Source organism: Cupriavidus sp. FW216-B1, from assembly GCF_058789195.1.
On the sequence record NZ_JBYTEL010000019.1, the window covers coordinates 66,535 to 81,881 of the forward strand.

The window sequence follows — 15,347 nt, forward strand, 5'->3', positions numbered from 1 at the left end:
CGCGAATTTCCCGAGAGCAGCGTTGCTCAGTCCGGTGTGGCCGTGGTCCTCTGGGCATCCGTCTCGTCTGAAGTCTCCAATTCGAAATCCAGATCGCTTCCGATTGAAGACGCTGGAATCCGATAACCCATCGCCTGGTAGCCGCGCCGTCGCCGATCCCACATCCGCAGCAGGGCGGGGTGGCCGGAGTCGATGAAATCGATGATACACACGCGAGTCTTGTTTGCATGTTCGCGGTGGAGGCGGCCTGCGTATTGTTGCAGCGTTCCCTTCCACGAGATCGGCATGGCGAGCACGAGGGTATCGAGCGGAGGATGGTCAAATCCCTCGCCGACCAATTAATCCCCTCACACCACCGCCAGCCGTTCCACCGTATCAGGAAACTTCTCGACCAGGCGGATCAGCAGGGCGGCCTGGGCATTTGGCTTGGCCCGGCCCTGCTCCCAATTTTCCAGCGTGCGGGGGTTGGTGCGCAGGTAGCTGGCGAACACCGGCCGCGACAGGTGCAAGCGCTCCCGCAGCGCGAGCAGTTCGCCGGCGGTGATCTCGGGCGCCGACTTCATCTCCACCTCGTGCGTGCGCAGTGTCTGCTTGCCGGTACGCGCATCGGACAGGGCATCAAAACCCTCGGCAATTTCCGCAAACAGGTTCCGTTTTTTCATCGCCTGACTTCCAGTTCTGCTTTCAACATACGCTTGAGCGCTTTCTTCTCGTCGGCGCTCAAGTCCTTCAACTCATTCTTGTCGTACAGGGTGAATAGCCAGAATTGCCGGCCACCGTCCCATCAGTAGTAGATCACCCGCAGGCCACCGCGCTTACCCTTGCCCCTGCGCGGATCACCATGCCACAGTTTGCGCAGGCCGCCGGTGCCTTCGATCACATCGCCGGCCTCCGGATTGATCATCATGGCCGATTGCAGTCCACGGAATGCATCATCATCCAGGTACGCGGTCCGGTATCGGGCGAAGGCGGGCAATTCGACGAAGACGGCTTTCATGGATGTTAATCATACGCAAATTGCGTATAGATGGAAATCCACTACGCCGAGTTGCTGGCTCTCGACTGGCATGGGCTGCAGGGTGCTCGCCAGCAACATCCCAAATGAAAAAGCCCCGCCGGCTTCATGCCTTGCGGGGCTTTTCCCTTGCGAGCCGGTCAGAGACGGCCGCTGAGTATGCTCAAACGCTGATCACACGTTAAACAAGAAATTCATCACATCCCCATCCCTGACCACATACTCCTTCCCTTCCGCCCGCATCTTCCCGGCCTCCTTCGCCCCCTGTTCGCCCTTGTAGGTAATGAAGTCCTCATAGGCGATGGTCTGCGCGCGGATGAAGCCGCGTTCGAAGTCGGTGTGGATCACGCCGGCGGCCTGCGGGGCGGTGTCGCCCACGTGGATGGTCCAGGCGCGCACTTCCTTCACGCCGGCGGTGAAGTAGGTCTGCAGGCCGAGCAGGGTGAAGCCGGCGCGGATCACGCGGTCCAGGCCCGGTTCTTCCATGCCGAGGTCGGCCAGGAATTCGGCCTTGTCGGCGTCGTCGAGGTCGGCGATCTCGGCTTCGATGGCGGCGCACACGGCGACCACCGGCGACTTGGTCTTGGCGGCGTGGGCGCGCACGGCGTCCAGGTGCGGGTTGTTCTCGAAGCCGTCTTCACGCACGTTGGCCACGTACATGGTGGGCTTGGCGGTGATCAGGCAGAGCGGCTTGATGGCGGCCCATTCTTCGTCAGACAGGTCGAGCGTGCGCACGGCCCTGGCTTCGTTGAGCACGGCCTGGGCCTTTTCCAGCACGGCGACCAGGCGCAGCGCTTCCTTGTCGCCGGCGCGCGCGGGCTTGATGTAGCGGGCGTGGGCCTTTTCGACGGTGGCGAGGTCGGCCAGCGCCAGTTCGGTATTGATCACTTCGATGTCGGACAGCGGATCGACCTTGCCGGCCACGTGGATCACGTTGTCGTCTTCGAAGCAGCGCACCACGTGGGTGATGGCGTCGGTTTCGCGGATGTTGGCGAGGAACTGGTTGCCCAGGCCTTCACCCTTGGAGGCGCCCGCCACCAGTCCGGCGATGTCGACGAACTCGACCACGGCCGGCAGCACGCGCTCGGGCTTGACGACCTCGGCGAGCTTGGCAAGCCTCGGATCCGGCACTTCCACCACGCCCACATTGGGCTCGATGGTGCAGAACGGATAGTTCTCGGCGGCGATGCCGGCCTTGGTCAGGGCATTGAACAGCGTGGACTTGCCGACGTTGGGCAGGCCGACGATGCCGCATTTGAGGCTCATGGTAGAAGGCTTGAAATAGCAAAACCCCTATTCTAGCGGATGGGCGTGTGCGCACCGTGCCCGGGGTGGCCGGCGGCGGCGGTCCGGCGCGGCGTTGGCCGGCGCACGGGACGGGCGCGGGCGAAGTGCCGGGATGGCTATAATCCAGCCATGACTCGTCCATCTCCCTCCCGTTTCCAGGTTGCCGTGGTCGGCGGCGGTATCGTCGGCAAGGCTTGCGCGTTGTTGCTGGCCCAGCAGGGCATGCAGGTGGCGCTGGTCGCGCCGCGTCCGCAGGCGAGCGCGCCGGCGGCGGACCAGTGGGACAGCCGCATCTATGCGTTCTCGGCCAGCTCGCAGGCGCTGCTGGCGCAGTTGCGCGTGTGGGAGGCGCTGGACCCGGCGCGGGTGCAGCCGGTGTGCGACATGCGGGTGTCCGGCGACGCCAGCGCGGCGCGCGAGGATGCCCCGGCCGCGGGCGACCTGCATTTCTCGGCGTATGCGGCCACGGTGCCGCAACTGGCGTGGATCATCGAGTCGGGCCAGGTGGAGCGCGTGCTGGATACGGCATTGCGGTTCCAGCACCAGGTGCACTGGTTCGACGATACCGCCGCGGCGTTCCAGCGCGACCACGACGGCGCCACGCTGACGCTGGCCGGCGGCGACAAGGTGCGCGCGGCGCTGGTGGTGGGCGCGGACGGCGCGCGCTCGTGGCTGCGCGACCAGTGTCATATCCCGGTCTCCAAGCGGCGCTACCGTCAGCTTGGCGTGGTGGCCAATTTCGAATGCGAGCAGCCGCACCAGGACACGGCCTGGCAGTGGTTCCTGGGCGCGCCGGCCAAGCTCATGGCGGACGAGGAGCCGGCCAACGGCGAGATCCTGGCGCTGCTGCCGTTGCCGGGGCGGCGCGTGTCGATGGTGTGGTCGGCCGACGAGGCGCACGCGGCGGAGCTGCTGGCCTTGTCGCCGGAGGCGCTCTCGGCCACCGTGATGCAGGCCGCCAGCGGCGCGGTGGGCCGGCAGTTCGGCGCGCTGCGCTGCGTGACGCCGGCGCAGGGTTTCCCGCTGGTGCTGCAGCGCGCGGAGCAGTTCGCGCAGCCGCACGTGGCGCTGGTGGGCGACGCGGCCCACGTGGTGCATCCGCTGGCCGGGCAGGGCATGAACCTGGGCCTGCGCGACGTGGCGGAACTTGGCCGCGTGATGGCCGCCAAAGAGTCGTTCCGCGGCGAAGGGGACCTGCGCCTGCTGCGCCGCTACGAGCGCGCGCGCGCCACGGACCTGCTGTCGCTGACGGCGGCCACCGACGGCCTGCACCGGCTGTTCTCGCTGCCGGGCGGCATGGCGCGCACGGTGCGCAATGCCGGCATGCGGGCGGTGGGCGGCCAGCCGCTGCTCAAACGTTTTCTCATCGGCCGCGCGCTGGGCTGAGGCCCGAAGCGCGCGCCGGATCACCGGATACCTGGAGTCATCATGTTGCAATTCCTGCGCCGCCGTCCCGCCCTGTCGGCGACCGTCGCCACTCTCGCCGGCGGCCTGGCGGCGGCCGGCTTCGCGCTGCACGCCGTGGCGGCGAGCGAGCCGGGCACCGACCGCATCAAGGAGTCGATCCAGAAGATGCTGGGCGGGCGCGCCGAGGTCAAGAGCGTGGGCAAGACGCCGGTGCCGGGCCTGTTCGAGGTCAATATCGGCGGGCAGGTGGTCTATACCGACGCCACCGGGCGCTACGTCATCAACGGCGAGATGGTCGACACCAAGACCGGCACCAACCTGACCGAGGAGCGCGTGGCGGACCTGAACCGCATCAAGTGGTCGGACCTGCCGCTGGCGCGCGCCATCAAGTGGACCAAGGGCGACGGCAGCCGCCAGGTGGCGGTGTTCTCGGACCCGAACTGCGGTTACTGCAAGCGCATCGAGCAGACCTTCCAGCAGATGGACAACATCACGGTCTACACCTTCCTCTACCCGGTGCTGTCGCCGGACTCGGAGGTCAAGGCCAAGCAGGTCTGGTGCGCGACCGACCGCACCAAGGCCTGGCGCGACTGGATGCTCAACCGCGTGGCGCTGACCGGCAACGGCAGCTGCAAGACGCCCGTGGACGACAACCTGACGCTGGGCCAGAGCCTCAACATCACCGGCACCCCGGCCGTGTTCTTCATGGACGGCACGCGCATCCCCGGCGCGGCCGACGCCGCCACGCTCGAGCGCAAGCTCGCCGGCCTCAAGAAGTAAGCTCTCGCGCCGGCGGCCATGCCCGGCGCGCCGCGCCGGGTCGGCCGGCGCCTCGTTCATCTGACCTTCGCTATCCGCTGACGCGGAAGGAGACATCATGACGTTCCAGGCATTGCTGCTGACCCAGGACGGCGGCGCCACCCAGGCCGCCGTCACCGCGCTCGAGGAATCCGCCCTGCCGGCGGATGGCGACGTGCTGGTCGCGGTCGACTATTCCACCATCAACTACAAGGACGGCCTGGCCATCACGGGCCGCGCGCCGGTGGTGCGCAAGTGGCCGATGGTGGCGGGCATCGACGGCGCCGGCACGGTGCTGGAATCCGCGCACCCCCGCTGGCGGGCGGGCGACCGCGTGGTGCTCAACGGCTTCGGCGTGGGCGAGACGCACTGGGGCTGCCTGGCGCAGCGCGCGCGCCTGAAGGGCGACTGGCTGGTGAAGCTGCCGGACGCCTTCACCGCGCAGCAGGCGATGGCCATCGGCACGGCCGGCTACACCGCCATGCTGTCGGTGCTGGCGCTGGAGCGCGCGGGCGTCGCGCCGGGCGATGGCGAGGTGCTGGTGACCGGCGCCTCGGGCGGCGTGGGCACGGTGGCGATCGCGCTGCTGTCGAAGCTCGGCTATCGCGTGGCGGCGTCCACCGGCAAGACCGCCGAGGCGGATTTCCTCAAGGCGCTGGGCGCGGCCGAGGTGATCGACCGCACCGAGCTGGGTAAGCCCGGCAAGCCGATGCAGAAGGAGCGCTGGGCCGCGGTGGTGGACTCGGTGGGCTCGCACACGCTGGTCAACGCCTGCGCCCAGGTGCGCTACGGCGGCGCGGTGACGTGCTGCGGGCTGGCGCAGGGGCTGGACTTCCCGGCCTCGGTGGCGCCGTTCATCCTGCGCGGCATCACGCTGTACGGCATCGACAGCGTGATGGCGCCGATGGCCAGGCGCGAGCAGGCCTGGCAGCGGCTGGCCACGGATCTGGCGCCGGACCGCCTGCGTGCCATCACCAGCGAGATCGGCTTGTCCGGCGCCATCGAGGCGGGCCGCAGGATCGTCGAGGGCGGCATGCGCGGGCGCGTGGTGGTGAACGTCAACGCCTGACGGCCCGGCTGGCCGCCAGCGCAGCGCGGCACACGGTGCGGCACGGTGCGGCACGGCGCGGCATGGCGGAAGCGCGCGCGGGCATGGCGCTACAATCACGCTCATGAAGCCGATCCACTACGCCATCGCCCCGCTTCAACCGGAAGCGCACCTGTTCGCCGTCACTGTCACGGTGGACGCCCCCGATCCCGCCGGCCAGCAGTTCTACCTGCCGGCGTGGATTCCCGGCAGCTACATGATCCGCGACTTCGCCCGCAACATCGTGCGCATCCGCGCCGACGCGGGCGGCCGGCAGGTCGCGCTGGCCAAGCGCGACAAGCAGAGCTGGCAGGCCGCGCCGGTGGACGGGCCGCTGACGCTGAGCTACGAGGTGTACGCGTGGGACCTGTCGGTGCGCGCCGCGCACCTCGATGCCACGCACGGCTTCTTCAACGGCAGTTCCGTGTTCCTGTGCGCCGAGGGGCGCGAGCACCAGCCCTGCACGGTGGACATCCTGCCGCCCGCGGGCGAGGCCTACGCCGGCTGGCGCGTCGCCACCGCCATGCGCGAGGCGCCGGGCCGCGGCGGCGCGAAGCGCTACGGCTTCGGCCGCTACCAGGTGGCCGACTACGACGAGCTGGTCGACCACCCGGTCGAGATGGGCACCTTCGCGCTGGGCAGCTTCGTCGCCTGCGGCGCCCGGCACGACGTGGTCTTCACCGGCCGCGTGCCGCAACTGGACCTCGAGCGCGTGTGCCGCGACCTCAAGCAGGTCTGCGAAGCGCAGATCCGCCTGTTCGAGCCGAAGACCGAACGCGCGCCGTTCCTCGACAGCAACCGCCGCTACGTCTTCATGACGATGGTCACCACCGACGGCTACGGCGGGCTGGAGCATCGCGCCAGCACCGCGCTGATGTGCGCGCGTGCGGACCTGCCGGCGCGCAGCAAGGCGGAGGCCACCGAGGGCTACCGCACCTTCCTCGGCCTGTGCAGCCACGAGTATTTCCACACCTGGAACGTCAAGCGCATCAAGCCCGCGGCGTTCGTGCCGTACCGGCTGCGCGAGGAAACCCACACGCCGCTGCTGTGGCTGTTCGAGGGCTTCACCAGCTATTACGACGACCTGATGCTGGTGCGCAGCGGCGCCATCACCGAGGCGCAGTACGTCGAGCTGCTGGCCAAGACCTGGAACGGCGTGCTGCGCGGCAACGGCCGCACCAAGCAAAGCGTGGCCGAAAGCTCGTTCGACGCCTGGACCAAGTATTACCGCCAGGACGAGAACGCGCCCAACGCCATCGTCAGCTACTACACCAAGGGTTCGCTGGTGGCGCTGGCGCTGGACCTCACCATCCGTGCCCGGACCCGCAACCGCCGCTCGCTCGACGACGTCATGCGCGCGCTGTGGCAGCGCTACGGCAGCGATTTCTACGCGCCGGGCGCGCAGCAGCGCGGCGTGACCGAGGCCGAGGTCCATGCCCTCATCGATGAAGTCACTGGCCTGCGCCTGGGCATGCTGCTGCGCGCGCTGACCGAAGGCACCGGCGAGCTGCCGCTGGCGGCGCTGTTCAAGCCGTTCGGCATCAAGGCGGTGCCCACGAAGCCGGAGCGCAATGCCGCGCTCGGCATCAAGACCAAGACCGAGGACGGCTGGGTGCGCGTCACCCAGGTGCTCGACGGCGGCGCCGGCCAGGCGGCCGGGCTGTCGGCGGGCGACCTGCTGGCCGCGCTGGACGGCCTGCGCGTGGCGCCCGGGCAGCTGGACAAGCTGCTGGCGCGCTACCGCGCCGGCGACCGCGCCGAGTGCCACGTGTTCCGCCGCGACGAGCTGCACGTGCTGCCGCTGACCTTCGCCCGCGAGCCGGCCGCGCGGTACACGGTGACGGCCGAGGGCGGCCGCCAGCCCATGCGGGCCCGCTGGCTGGGCCAGTAAGACCGGCCGCGCCCCGCCCCGAGGCCAGCCCCAAGCCGCCACATGGAATACGCGCACGATCCCCGCACCTTCATCTACTCGCACTACGTCTACCGGGGCCTGCGCTCGGCCACCGGGGTGATCGGCGCCACGCTGGTGGCCATGCAGTTCACCGACCTGCCCACCGCGATGGTGGTGTCGATCGGCGCGCTGTGCACCAGCCTGATGGACCTGCCCAACCCGCTGAACCACAAGTTCAACGAGATGCTGGCCAGCGTGCTGCTGTGCACGGCGGTCACGCTGGCGGTGGCGATGGCCACGCCGTTCCCGCGCGTGATGCCGCTGGTGCTGGTGCTGGTGACGTTCATGGCCGGCATGATGACGGCCTACGGCAACAAGACCTTGCCGCTGCAGTTCTCGGCCTTGTTCGTCATGACGCTGACCGTCAACGAGGATTTCGTGGTGCGGCGCGCGCTGGAGCACGCGCTGCTGTTCGGCGCGGGCGCGGTGGCCTACATGGGCTACGCGATGGCGGTGAGCTGGGCCACGCAGCGGCGCACCAAGCAGCAGGTGTTGGCCGAGGCGCTGTACGAGATGGCGGGCTACCTGGAGATCAAGGCCGGCTTCTACGATGCCGGCAACGACTACGAGGCGCAGTTCAACCAGCTCGTGCGCCAGCAGATCGTGGTGGCCGAGCGCCAGCAGGCCGCGCGCGACCTGGTGCTGCGCGGCAACCGCACCACGCATGACGGGCTGCTGGTGCAGGCGCACCTGCGCATGCTGGACCTGTACGAGTACATCCTCTCCACCAACACCGACTACCCGCTGCTGCGCCAGACCTTCGCCGGTACGCCGGTGCTGGACCACCTGCGCCGGCTGGTGCAGCTGATGTGCCAGGACGTGGAGTCGATCGCCTACGACATCACGCGCGGGCGCTACTCCTATGCCGAGGTGGACTACCGCCAGGAGCTGCGCGCGGTCGAGGCCGAGATCGCGCAGCTGCGCCATCACCACATCCCGCCCGCGGCGATGACCGCGCTGGCCGAGACGCTCGACATGATCAAGGGCGCCATCGCGCTGGTGGCGCAGCTGCACGAGGCCTCGCGCACGCCGGTGGAGCCCAGCAAGGTGCTGCCCGGCCCGGACATGACGCCGTTCCTGACGCGCCAGCGCTACGAGCTCAAGGTGCTGCGCGACAACCTGAACTGGAAGTCGCCGGCGTTCCGCTTCGCGCTGCGCATCACGCTGGCGGTGGGCGCGGGGCTGTGGATCGCCGACCACCTGCCTTACGTCTCGCACAGCTACTGGATCCTGCTGACCATCATCGTCATCCTGAAGCCCAACTTCAGCATGACCAAGCAGCGCTACAACGACCGCCTGATCGGCACGCTGATCGGCTGCGCGATCTCGGTGGCGGTGCTGCGCGTGGTGCACCAGCCGCTGGTGCTGCTCGGCGTGCTGTTCGTGGCGCTGGTGGCGGGCACGGCGTTCTCCACCATCAAGTACCGCTACACCGCGGTGGCCGCCTGCGTGCAGGTGCTCATCCAGATCAACCTGCTGCTGCCGGGCAGCACCACGGTGGCCGGCGAGCGGCTGATCGACACGGTGATCGGCGGGGTGATCGCCTCGGTGTTCAGCTTCGTGCTGCCGAGCTGGGAGTACCGCGCGCTGCCCGCACTGGTGGAGAACGTGCTGCAGGCCAACCGCCGCTACATCGCCGCCACGCGCGACCTGCTGCTGCGCGTGGCCAAGGACGACTTCGCCTACCGCGTGCAGCGCAAGCAGTTCATGGACAGCCTGTCGGCGCTGATCGGCTCGTTCCAGCGCATGCTCGACGAGCCCAAGAGCCGGCACCGCGCGGTGGACAACCTGAGCCGCTTCATCGTGCAGAACTACCTGGTGGCCGCGCACGTGGCGGCGGCGCGCATCCAGGTGCGCGAGCACTACGGCGAGCTCGACGTGCCGGCGGCCGAGGCCGCCATCCGCCAGGCCATCGACGCCGCCACGAACAGCCTCGCGCTGGCAAGCGAGCGGCTGGTGGAGGACGACCGCGCGGGCGGGCGCGGCGTGGGATTCGTGCGCCCCGGAGAGCCGGCCACCGCGGCGGCGGCCGCGGTCGGGGCCGGGCCCGCCATGCCCAGGGCCGGCGCCGAAGCGGGGCCGGGCCATGTGTCCGCGGCGGGCGCCGCGCCGCTGGCGGCGGCCGTGCTCAACGCGGCGGTGGATGCCACTTCCACCGCCGACGAGGCCAGCGCGCGCCGCGCGCGCCTGGCCGATTCTGCCGACCGCCGCCGCGCCGACGTGCTGGTGCAGGCCGCGGCCTCGGGCGAGCTGGCCAAGGCCACCGCGGCCCGGCGCGAGCCGGGCGGCGGCAGCACGGCAAGCTCCACCGGGCGCAGCGCCAACGCCATCCTCGAGCGCCGCCTGCGCGCGCTGCGCGAGGACGCCGCCAAGATCGCGCTGCGCACCGGCGCCATCGGCCGCGCCATGCGGCAGCGCCAGCGCTAGCGCTGCCGCTTCAGCGCCGCTTTATCGCCGCTTCATCGCTGCTTCGTTGCAGCTTCGCCGCCGTCAGGGCTGCGCGCCGGCGCCGGGCGCCGGCGGCGGCTCCTCGCGCGGCAGCGTCAGCATGCCGCTGTTGTAGCTGTATTCGTACACCTCGCCGTAGCGGCCCCATTCGATGCCGATGGTCAGCACGCGCTCGGCTTCTTCCGGCTTGAGGAAGTCTTCCAGTTCGCGCAGCACGTGTTCCTCGCGGATCTCGCCGTCCTCGGACTGCTGCAGCTCGCGGCGGATGTGCGCGGCCAGCGCCACGTGCAGCAGCAGCTGCTTGCCGAACAGCACCTTGCGCTCGGGCGGCTCGGTCTCGTAGTAGGCGCGGCCCAGGCCGGTGGCGGTGATGTCGCCGCGCTCGATGGTGGCCAGCTGCAGCAGGTGCAGCGCCTCGCAGGCGGGCAGCAGGTCGTCGTCGGTGAGGCCGGCTTCCTCGGCCAGGTGCGGCAGGTCGGCGCGGCCGTGGAAGGGCGCCTCGCACAGCAGGTCGAGGATGGCCTCCATCTGGCTGATGTCGGCGTCCGGCAGGCGGTAGCCGATGTTGCTGGCGGCCGCCAGCGCGGTGACGCGCGGCCCCAGCGCGGCCGGCGAGGTCATCAGCGTGTAGACCTCGTCGATCAGGCCGCGCACCTGCGCGGAGTCGCGGTTGCGCGGGCGCGGGAACGGCACCTTGACCTCGGCGCGGATGCGGCCCGGGTCGCTCGACAGGATGACGATGCGGTCGGCCATCATGACCGCCTCTTCGATATTGTGCGAGACGATCAGGATGCACTTGATGTTGGTGCGGCCGTCTTCCCACAGGTCCAGCATCTCGTCGCGCAGGGTCTCGCCGGTGAGCACGTCGAGCGCGGAGAAGGCTTCGTCCATCAGCAGCAGGTCGGGCTCGGTCACGAGCGCGCGCGCGATGCCCACGCGCTGGCGCATGCCGCCGGACAGCTCGCGCGGCAGCGCGCTGTTGAAGCCGGACAGGCCGATCATGTCGATGGCCGCCTCGGCGCGGCGCGCGCGCTCTTCCTTCTGCACGCCCTGCGCTTCCAGGCCCAGCTCCACGTTCTGCTGCACGGTCAGCCACGGGAACAGCGCGAACGACTGGAACACCATCGCGATGCCCTCGGCGGTGCCGCGCAGCGGCTGGCCGCGGAAATGCACCTCGCCGCGGTCGGCGCCCACCAGCCCGGCCATGATGCGCAGCAGGGTGGACTTGCCGGAGCCCGACTTGCCCAGCATGGCGACGATCTCGCCGCGGCGCAGCGTGAGGTCCACGCCTTCGAGCACGGCGCGGTCGGTGTGGTCGGCGGTGCGGAACATCTTGGAGACGCCGCGTAGTTCGACCACGGGTTCGGCTACGGTTGCGGCGGTGGTGGCGGGGGAGCTTGCCATGATGGAATTCCGGTGCGGGTGCTGAAAGATCGGGTCAAAGCGCAATCAAAGACGGGTGCGTTCCTGCGCCAGCAGGTAGAGGCGGTTCCACAGCAGGCGGTTGAAGCCCACCACGAACACCGCCATCACGCCGATGCCCAGCGCGATGCGGGGAAAGTCGCCCTTGGCGGTCATCTCCGCGATGTAGCTGCCCAGGCCCGTGGCCACCAGCGTGCGGTCGCCCCAGGTCACGTATTCGGACACGATGCTGGCGTTCCACGAGCCGCCGGCCGCCGTCACCAGCCCGGTCAGCAGGCTGGGAAACACCGCCGGCACCAGGAAGCGCTTCCACATCAGCCAGCCGCGCAGGCCGAAGTTGCGCGCGGCCAGCTTGAGCTCGGTGGGAATGCCCGAGGCGCCGGCGATCACATTGAACAGGATGTACCACTGCGTGCCGAAAATCATCAGCGGGCTGAGCCAGATCTCCGGGTTCAGGCCGAAGCGCACGATCAGCATGACCACCAGCGGGAACATCAGGTTGGCCGGGAAGGCCGCCAGAAACTGCGCCACCGGCTGGGCGATGCGCGCCGCCGCCGGGTTGAGCCCGATGCGGATGCCGATCGGCACCCAGATCAGCGCGGCCAGGAAGATTAGCACCACCACGCGCACCATCGTCAGCAGGCCGAGCCACAGCACGTGGCCCACTTCGGCCCAGCCCACCTCGGTGCGCACGAAGTGCATCACGCGGTACAGCGCCGCCACCGCGACGAGCGTGATCATGATGGTGCCGGCGCGCTCGATCCACAGCGCGCGCCGGGCGTCGCCGCTGCGCGACGCGGTGGCCTTGCGCCCCGAGCCCCAGGCCAGCGTGCGCTCGGCCAGCGCGGCGGTGCGCGCCAGCAGCAGGCTGACCCACTCCGAGCGGCGCAGCAGGTTGAGCAGCCACGATTGCGGCTCGTTCTCCTGCGCCAGGGTCTCGAAGCGGAAGCGGTCGGCCCAGGCGATCAGCGGGCGGAACAGCAGCTGGTCATAGAGCACGATGCCGACCAGCATGGCCAGGATGGCCCAGCCGATCGCGGCGAGGTTCTGCTGCTGGATGGCCAGCGAGATGTAGGAGCCGATGCCGGGCAGCTTGATGTCGTTGCCGGACACCGAGATCGCCTCGGACGCCACCACGAAGAACCAGCCGCCGGACATCGACATCATCATGTTCCACAGCAGCCCCGGCATGGCGAACGGCACTTCGAGGCGCCAGAACTTCTGCCACGCGGACAGCCGGAACATGGCCGCGGCCTCCACCAGGTCGCTGGGGATGGTGCGGATCGACTGGTACAGGCTGAACGCCATGTTCCACGCCTGCGAGGTGAAGATGGCGAAGATGGCCGCGCATTCCACCCCGACCAGGCTGCCCGGGAACAGCGCGATGAAGCCGGTCACGGTGATCGACAGGAAACCCAGCACGGGGATCGACTGCAGGATGTCCAGCGCCGGTACCATGACCTTCTCGGCCGTGCGGTTCTTCGAGGCCAGCGCGGCGAAGGCGAACGAGAACAGCAGCGACGCCGCCAGCGCCAGCAGCATGCGGATGCTGGTGCGCAGCAGGTAGTACGGCAGGTAGGCGATGTCCAGATGCACGTCCAGCGGCTCGCCGGGCCGGTAGGGCACGTCCATCTGCCGCGCGGCGAAGGCCACCAGCACGATCGCCGCCAGGATGATCGGCAGCAACGCCAGGTCGAAGCGGTTCGGCGGCGCGGTCAGCAACTGGCTGACGTAGCCAGGGGAGGTGCGCGCGCTGGCCTTGTCGTGTTCGGCTTGCTGCATTGTCTTGGCTGAAGTTCGGTGGCTGCGGTTGCCCGGCGGGACCGGGTGGCCCGGGACCTGGATGGATCGGCGTGCGGGGCGGGGGCCGTGCGTGGATTCCGGAGGGGCGCCGGCCGGGTGCCGGCGCGTCGCAGTGCTGTCGGCGTTACCTCAAGCGGCCTGCCCATACTGGTAACGCTTAGGGTAGCCACCTAGTTTACTTATATCGCATGGCAAAGCCGTTTCATGCGGCGGCGTGGAGAAAGCAGATGGAACAGCAGACGGGACCCCAGTGGGCGCATCGGCCGACAACGTGGCACCTCGTGGTCACGGGGCGCGTGCAGGGCGTGGGCTACCGCGCCGCGTGCGAGGACCGGGCGCGCGCGCTGGGGCTGGGCGGCTGGGTGCGCAACCGGCGCGACGGCTCGGTGGAGGTGATGGCCTACGGCCCGCCCGAGCGGCTCGCGGCGCTGCGCGAGTGGATGCGCGGCGGGCCGCCGGCCGCGCAGGTCGATGGCCTGCGGGTGGAAGCCGGCGCGGGCGTGTTCGACAGCTTCGACTGCCTGCCGACGGTCTAGCGCGCGGGGGCCTGACGAGCGTGGCTCGCGCGCCAGTCGACCGGCGCCATGCCGTGCCGCGCCAGCCACGCGTTGGCCAGCTTGAAGTGGCCGCAGCCGAGAAAACCGCGATGCGCCGACAGCGGCGACGGATGCGGCGCTTCGAGCACGTAGTGCGTGCCCGCCAGCAGCGGCTTCTTGGCCTGCGCGTGGCTGCCCCACAGCAGGAAGACCAGGTTGGGGCGGGCCGCGGACAGGGCCCGGATCAGGCAGTCCGTCACCGCTTCCCAGCCGCGCCGGGCGTGGCTGGCGGCCTGGCCTTGCTCCACCGTCAGCACGGTGTTGAGCAGCAGCACGCCCTGGCGCGCCCAGCCTTCCAGGTTGCCGGAGGCGGGCGGCGCCGCGTTGTCGCCGTACTCGGCGGCGATTTCCTTGAAGATGTTGCGCAGGCTCGGCGGCACGCGCACGCCGTCCGGCACCGAGAAGGCCAGGCCGTGCGCCTGCGGGATCTCGTGGCCGCCGACCGTGCCGGTGCCGTGGTACGGGTCCTGGCCGAGGATCACCACCTTGACCGTTTCGGGCGGGGTGAGGTGCAGCGCGTGGAAGACGTCGCGCGGGAACACCGGCTTGCCGGCGGCGCGCTCGCCGTCAACGAAGGCGGCGAGTTCCCGCCAGCCTTCGCCGTGCATGCAGGGCGCGAGCAGCTCGCGCCAGGCGGCGGGCAGCGCGGCGGCCTGGGCGTCCAGGCCGTCGGCGGGCGGGGGCGCCTTGGCGGCGGCCGGGGCGAACAGGTCGGCCTGCGCGCTCGTGGGTTTGCTCATGCGGATGCCTGCGGGAAAGGGATCAGGAATGGGATCGGGAAAGGGATCGAGAAAGGGATCGAGAAAGGGATCAGGGAAAGGTTCGGCGAGGGCGCGTCAGGCGTCGGCCGTGCCCGCGAGCCGGTAGCCGCGCGCGGCCTTGCTCTGGTCGGAAGGCTTGAGCGGCGCCACGTGCTGCAGGCGCCGCGCCAGCGCGCGCAACGCGGCTTCGGCGGCGGCCTGCGCCGGGCCCTGGCCGTCCTTGCCGGGCAGCCATTCCAGCTCGAGTTCGTGGATGGCGTCGCGCGTGCCGGCGCCGGGCACGGTGATCTCGCCCACGTCGAGCGCGGCCTCGATGCGCGCGCCGTCCTGCTCGATCAGCCAGGTGCGGCGCGTGAAGTCGGTGCGGAACACCGGCGCCAGCGCGGCGGCCAGCGGCGCGAGCAGCTCGCGCGCCTCGGGCGGGAAGGCGCCGAGCTCGATGGCCTCGGCGGCAGTCGCGGTTTCCCACTCGTTGCGGGCGGCCAGCCCCGCCTCGCTCCTGCCGGCGGTCTTGAGCGTCTGCAGCCACTGCGCGCCGCGGCGGCGCAGCCGCAGCGCGGCGCGCGCGCGGGCCAGGTCGCGCGCGGGGGTGTCGAGGTAGACGTTGAGCAGCGTGTGCTCGCCGCGCGCCTCGCCGTGCGCGTCCAGCCATGCCGCCAGCGCGGGCATGGCGCCGTCGGGCACCGCCAGCTTGAGTTCGATTTCCTGGGCCATGTCGGTGTGCGGTTCCGGTGGGTGTGCGGGTGTGTGTGCGATCGGGCGTGCGGTTGGG

At 70.0% G+C, this 15,347-nt stretch carries 14 protein-coding genes; 6 read left to right on the plus strand and 8 right to left on the minus strand.

Annotation, left to right across the window (positions count from 1 at the left end; all coding sequences use genetic code 11):
• Window positions 1-26 precede the first annotated feature (26 nt).
• The 4 genes from AC3WXD_RS27720 to ychF all read right to left on the minus strand — a co-directional run bounded on the left by AC3WXD_RS27720 (window position 27) and on the right by ychF (window position 2,281).
• A complete protein-coding gene (locus AC3WXD_RS27720; protein WP_492325062.1) occupies window positions 27-296 on the minus strand; it encodes a hypothetical protein in 270 nt (89 codons plus the stop codon).
• A 51-nt stretch (window positions 297-347) separates the two neighbouring features.
• The gene (locus AC3WXD_RS27725) at window positions 348-662 is read right to left on the minus strand and encodes a helix-turn-helix domain-containing protein (protein WP_059415902.1); all 315 of its coding nucleotides are present in this window, start codon (window positions 660-662) and stop codon (window positions 348-350) included.
• Between the two features lie 122 nt (window positions 663-784).
• Window positions 785-997 carry an addiction module toxin RelE gene (locus tag AC3WXD_RS27730; RefSeq protein ID WP_231586654.1) on the minus strand — a complete coding sequence of 71 codons (213 nt, stop codon included), beginning with the start codon at window positions 995-997 and terminating at the stop codon, window positions 785-787.
• Between the two features lie 192 nt (window positions 998-1,189).
• A complete protein-coding gene (gene ychF / locus AC3WXD_RS27735) occupies window positions 1,190-2,281 on the minus strand; it encodes a redox-regulated ATPase YchF (protein WP_020201982.1) in 1,092 nt (363 codons plus the stop codon).
• Window positions 2,282-2,431: 150 nt separating this feature from the next.
• Between ychF and AC3WXD_RS27740 the strand changes: the two genes are divergently transcribed.
• From AC3WXD_RS27740 to AC3WXD_RS27760, 5 genes are all read left to right on the plus strand, one after another.
• A complete protein-coding gene (locus AC3WXD_RS27740; protein WP_059415900.1) occupies window positions 2,432-3,688 on the plus strand; it encodes a UbiH/UbiF family hydroxylase in 1,257 nt (418 codons plus the stop codon).
• A 42-nt stretch (window positions 3,689-3,730) separates the two neighbouring features.
• Window positions 3,731-4,489: a DsbC family protein gene (locus AC3WXD_RS27745; protein ID WP_020201980.1), complete on the plus strand. Its 759-nt coding sequence runs from the start codon at window positions 3,731-3,733 to the stop codon at window positions 4,487-4,489.
• A 97-nt stretch (window positions 4,490-4,586) separates the two neighbouring features.
• On the plus strand, window positions 4,587-5,576 hold the full coding sequence (gene acuI, locus AC3WXD_RS27750) for an acrylyl-CoA reductase (NADPH) (protein WP_020201979.1): 990 nt from the start codon (window positions 4,587-4,589) through the stop codon (window positions 5,574-5,576).
• Between the two features lie 103 nt (window positions 5,577-5,679).
• A complete protein-coding gene (locus AC3WXD_RS27755; RefSeq protein WP_492325063.1) occupies window positions 5,680-7,485 on the plus strand; it encodes a M61 family metallopeptidase in 1,806 nt (601 codons plus the stop codon).
• A 42-nt stretch (window positions 7,486-7,527) separates the two neighbouring features.
• Complete coding sequence (locus AC3WXD_RS27760; protein WP_492325064.1) at window positions 7,528-9,972, plus strand: FUSC family protein; 2,445 nt, start codon at window positions 7,528-7,530, stop codon at window positions 9,970-9,972.
• A gap of 63 nt (window positions 9,973-10,035) precedes the next feature.
• Here the strand turns inward: AC3WXD_RS27760 and AC3WXD_RS27765 are convergent, their stop codons facing one another.
• Together AC3WXD_RS27765 and AC3WXD_RS27770 are read right to left on the minus strand one after the other, a co-directional pair.
• Window positions 10,036-11,397, minus strand: a complete 1,362-nt coding sequence (locus AC3WXD_RS27765; RefSeq protein ID WP_492325065.1) for an ABC transporter ATP-binding protein — start codon at window positions 11,395-11,397, stop codon at window positions 10,036-10,038.
• Between the two features lie 45 nt (window positions 11,398-11,442).
• Window positions 11,443-13,197 carry an ABC transporter permease gene (locus AC3WXD_RS27770; protein ID WP_492325066.1) on the minus strand — a complete coding sequence of 585 codons (1,755 nt, stop codon included), beginning with the start codon at window positions 13,195-13,197 and terminating at the stop codon, window positions 11,443-11,445.
• A gap of 248 nt (window positions 13,198-13,445) precedes the next feature.
• Here AC3WXD_RS27770 and AC3WXD_RS27775 point away from each other — a divergent pair, with 248 nt between their 5' ends.
• Window positions 13,446-13,754, plus strand: a complete 309-nt coding sequence (locus tag AC3WXD_RS27775; protein ID WP_020423708.1) for an acylphosphatase — start codon at window positions 13,446-13,448, stop codon at window positions 13,752-13,754.
• Here AC3WXD_RS27775 and AC3WXD_RS27780 read toward each other — a convergent pair.
• Window positions 13,751-14,554: a uracil-DNA glycosylase gene (locus AC3WXD_RS27780; RefSeq protein WP_492325067.1), complete on the minus strand. Its 804-nt coding sequence runs from the start codon at window positions 14,552-14,554 to the stop codon at window positions 13,751-13,753. The two genes, AC3WXD_RS27775 and AC3WXD_RS27780, sit on opposite strands and share 4 nt — an antisense overlap.
• A gap of 96 nt (window positions 14,555-14,650) precedes the next feature.
• The gene (locus AC3WXD_RS27785; protein ID WP_492325068.1) at window positions 14,651-15,289 is read right to left on the minus strand and encodes a CYTH domain-containing protein; all 639 of its coding nucleotides are present in this window, start codon (window positions 15,287-15,289) and stop codon (window positions 14,651-14,653) included.
• Window positions 15,290-15,347 lie beyond the last annotated feature (58 nt).

Excerpts from the sequence above, each read along its gene's own strand:
- AC3WXD_RS27755 (WP_492325063.1), top strand. The coding sequence starts at position 5,680 with ATGAAGCCGATCCACTACGCCATCGCCCCGCTTCAACCGGAAGCGCAC.
- AC3WXD_RS27780 (WP_492325067.1), bottom strand. The coding sequence starts at position 14,554 with ATGAGCAAACCCACGAGCGCGCAGGCCGACCTGTTCGCCCCGGCCGCC.
- AC3WXD_RS27770 (WP_492325066.1), bottom strand. The coding sequence starts at position 13,197 with ATGCAGCAAGCCGAACACGACAAGGCCAGCGCGCGCACCTCCCCTGGC.
- AC3WXD_RS27765 (WP_492325065.1), bottom strand. The coding sequence starts at position 11,397 with ATGGCAAGCTCCCCCGCCACCACCGCCGCAACCGTAGCCGAACCCGTG.
- AC3WXD_RS27760 (WP_492325064.1), top strand. The coding sequence starts at position 7,528 with ATGGAATACGCGCACGATCCCCGCACCTTCATCTACTCGCACTACGTC.
- AC3WXD_RS27785 (WP_492325068.1), bottom strand. The coding sequence starts at position 15,289 with ATGGCCCAGGAAATCGAACTCAAGCTGGCGGTGCCCGACGGCGCCATG.
- AC3WXD_RS27740 (WP_059415900.1), top strand. The coding sequence starts at position 2,432 with ATGACTCGTCCATCTCCCTCCCGTTTCCAGGTTGCCGTGGTCGGCGGC.
- ychF (WP_020201982.1), bottom strand. The coding sequence starts at position 2,281 with ATGAGCCTCAAATGCGGCATCGTCGGCCTGCCCAACGTCGGCAAGTCC.
- AC3WXD_RS27725 (WP_059415902.1), bottom strand. The coding sequence starts at position 662 with ATGAAAAAACGGAACCTGTTTGCGGAAATTGCCGAGGGTTTTGATGCC.
- AC3WXD_RS27730 (WP_231586654.1), bottom strand. The coding sequence starts at position 997 with ATGAAAGCCGTCTTCGTCGAATTGCCCGCCTTCGCCCGATACCGGACC.
- AC3WXD_RS27745 (WP_020201980.1), top strand. The coding sequence starts at position 3,731 with ATGTTGCAATTCCTGCGCCGCCGTCCCGCCCTGTCGGCGACCGTCGCC.
- AC3WXD_RS27775 (WP_020423708.1), top strand. The coding sequence starts at position 13,446 with ATGGAACAGCAGACGGGACCCCAGTGGGCGCATCGGCCGACAACGTGG.
- acuI (WP_020201979.1), top strand. The coding sequence starts at position 4,587 with ATGACGTTCCAGGCATTGCTGCTGACCCAGGACGGCGGCGCCACCCAG.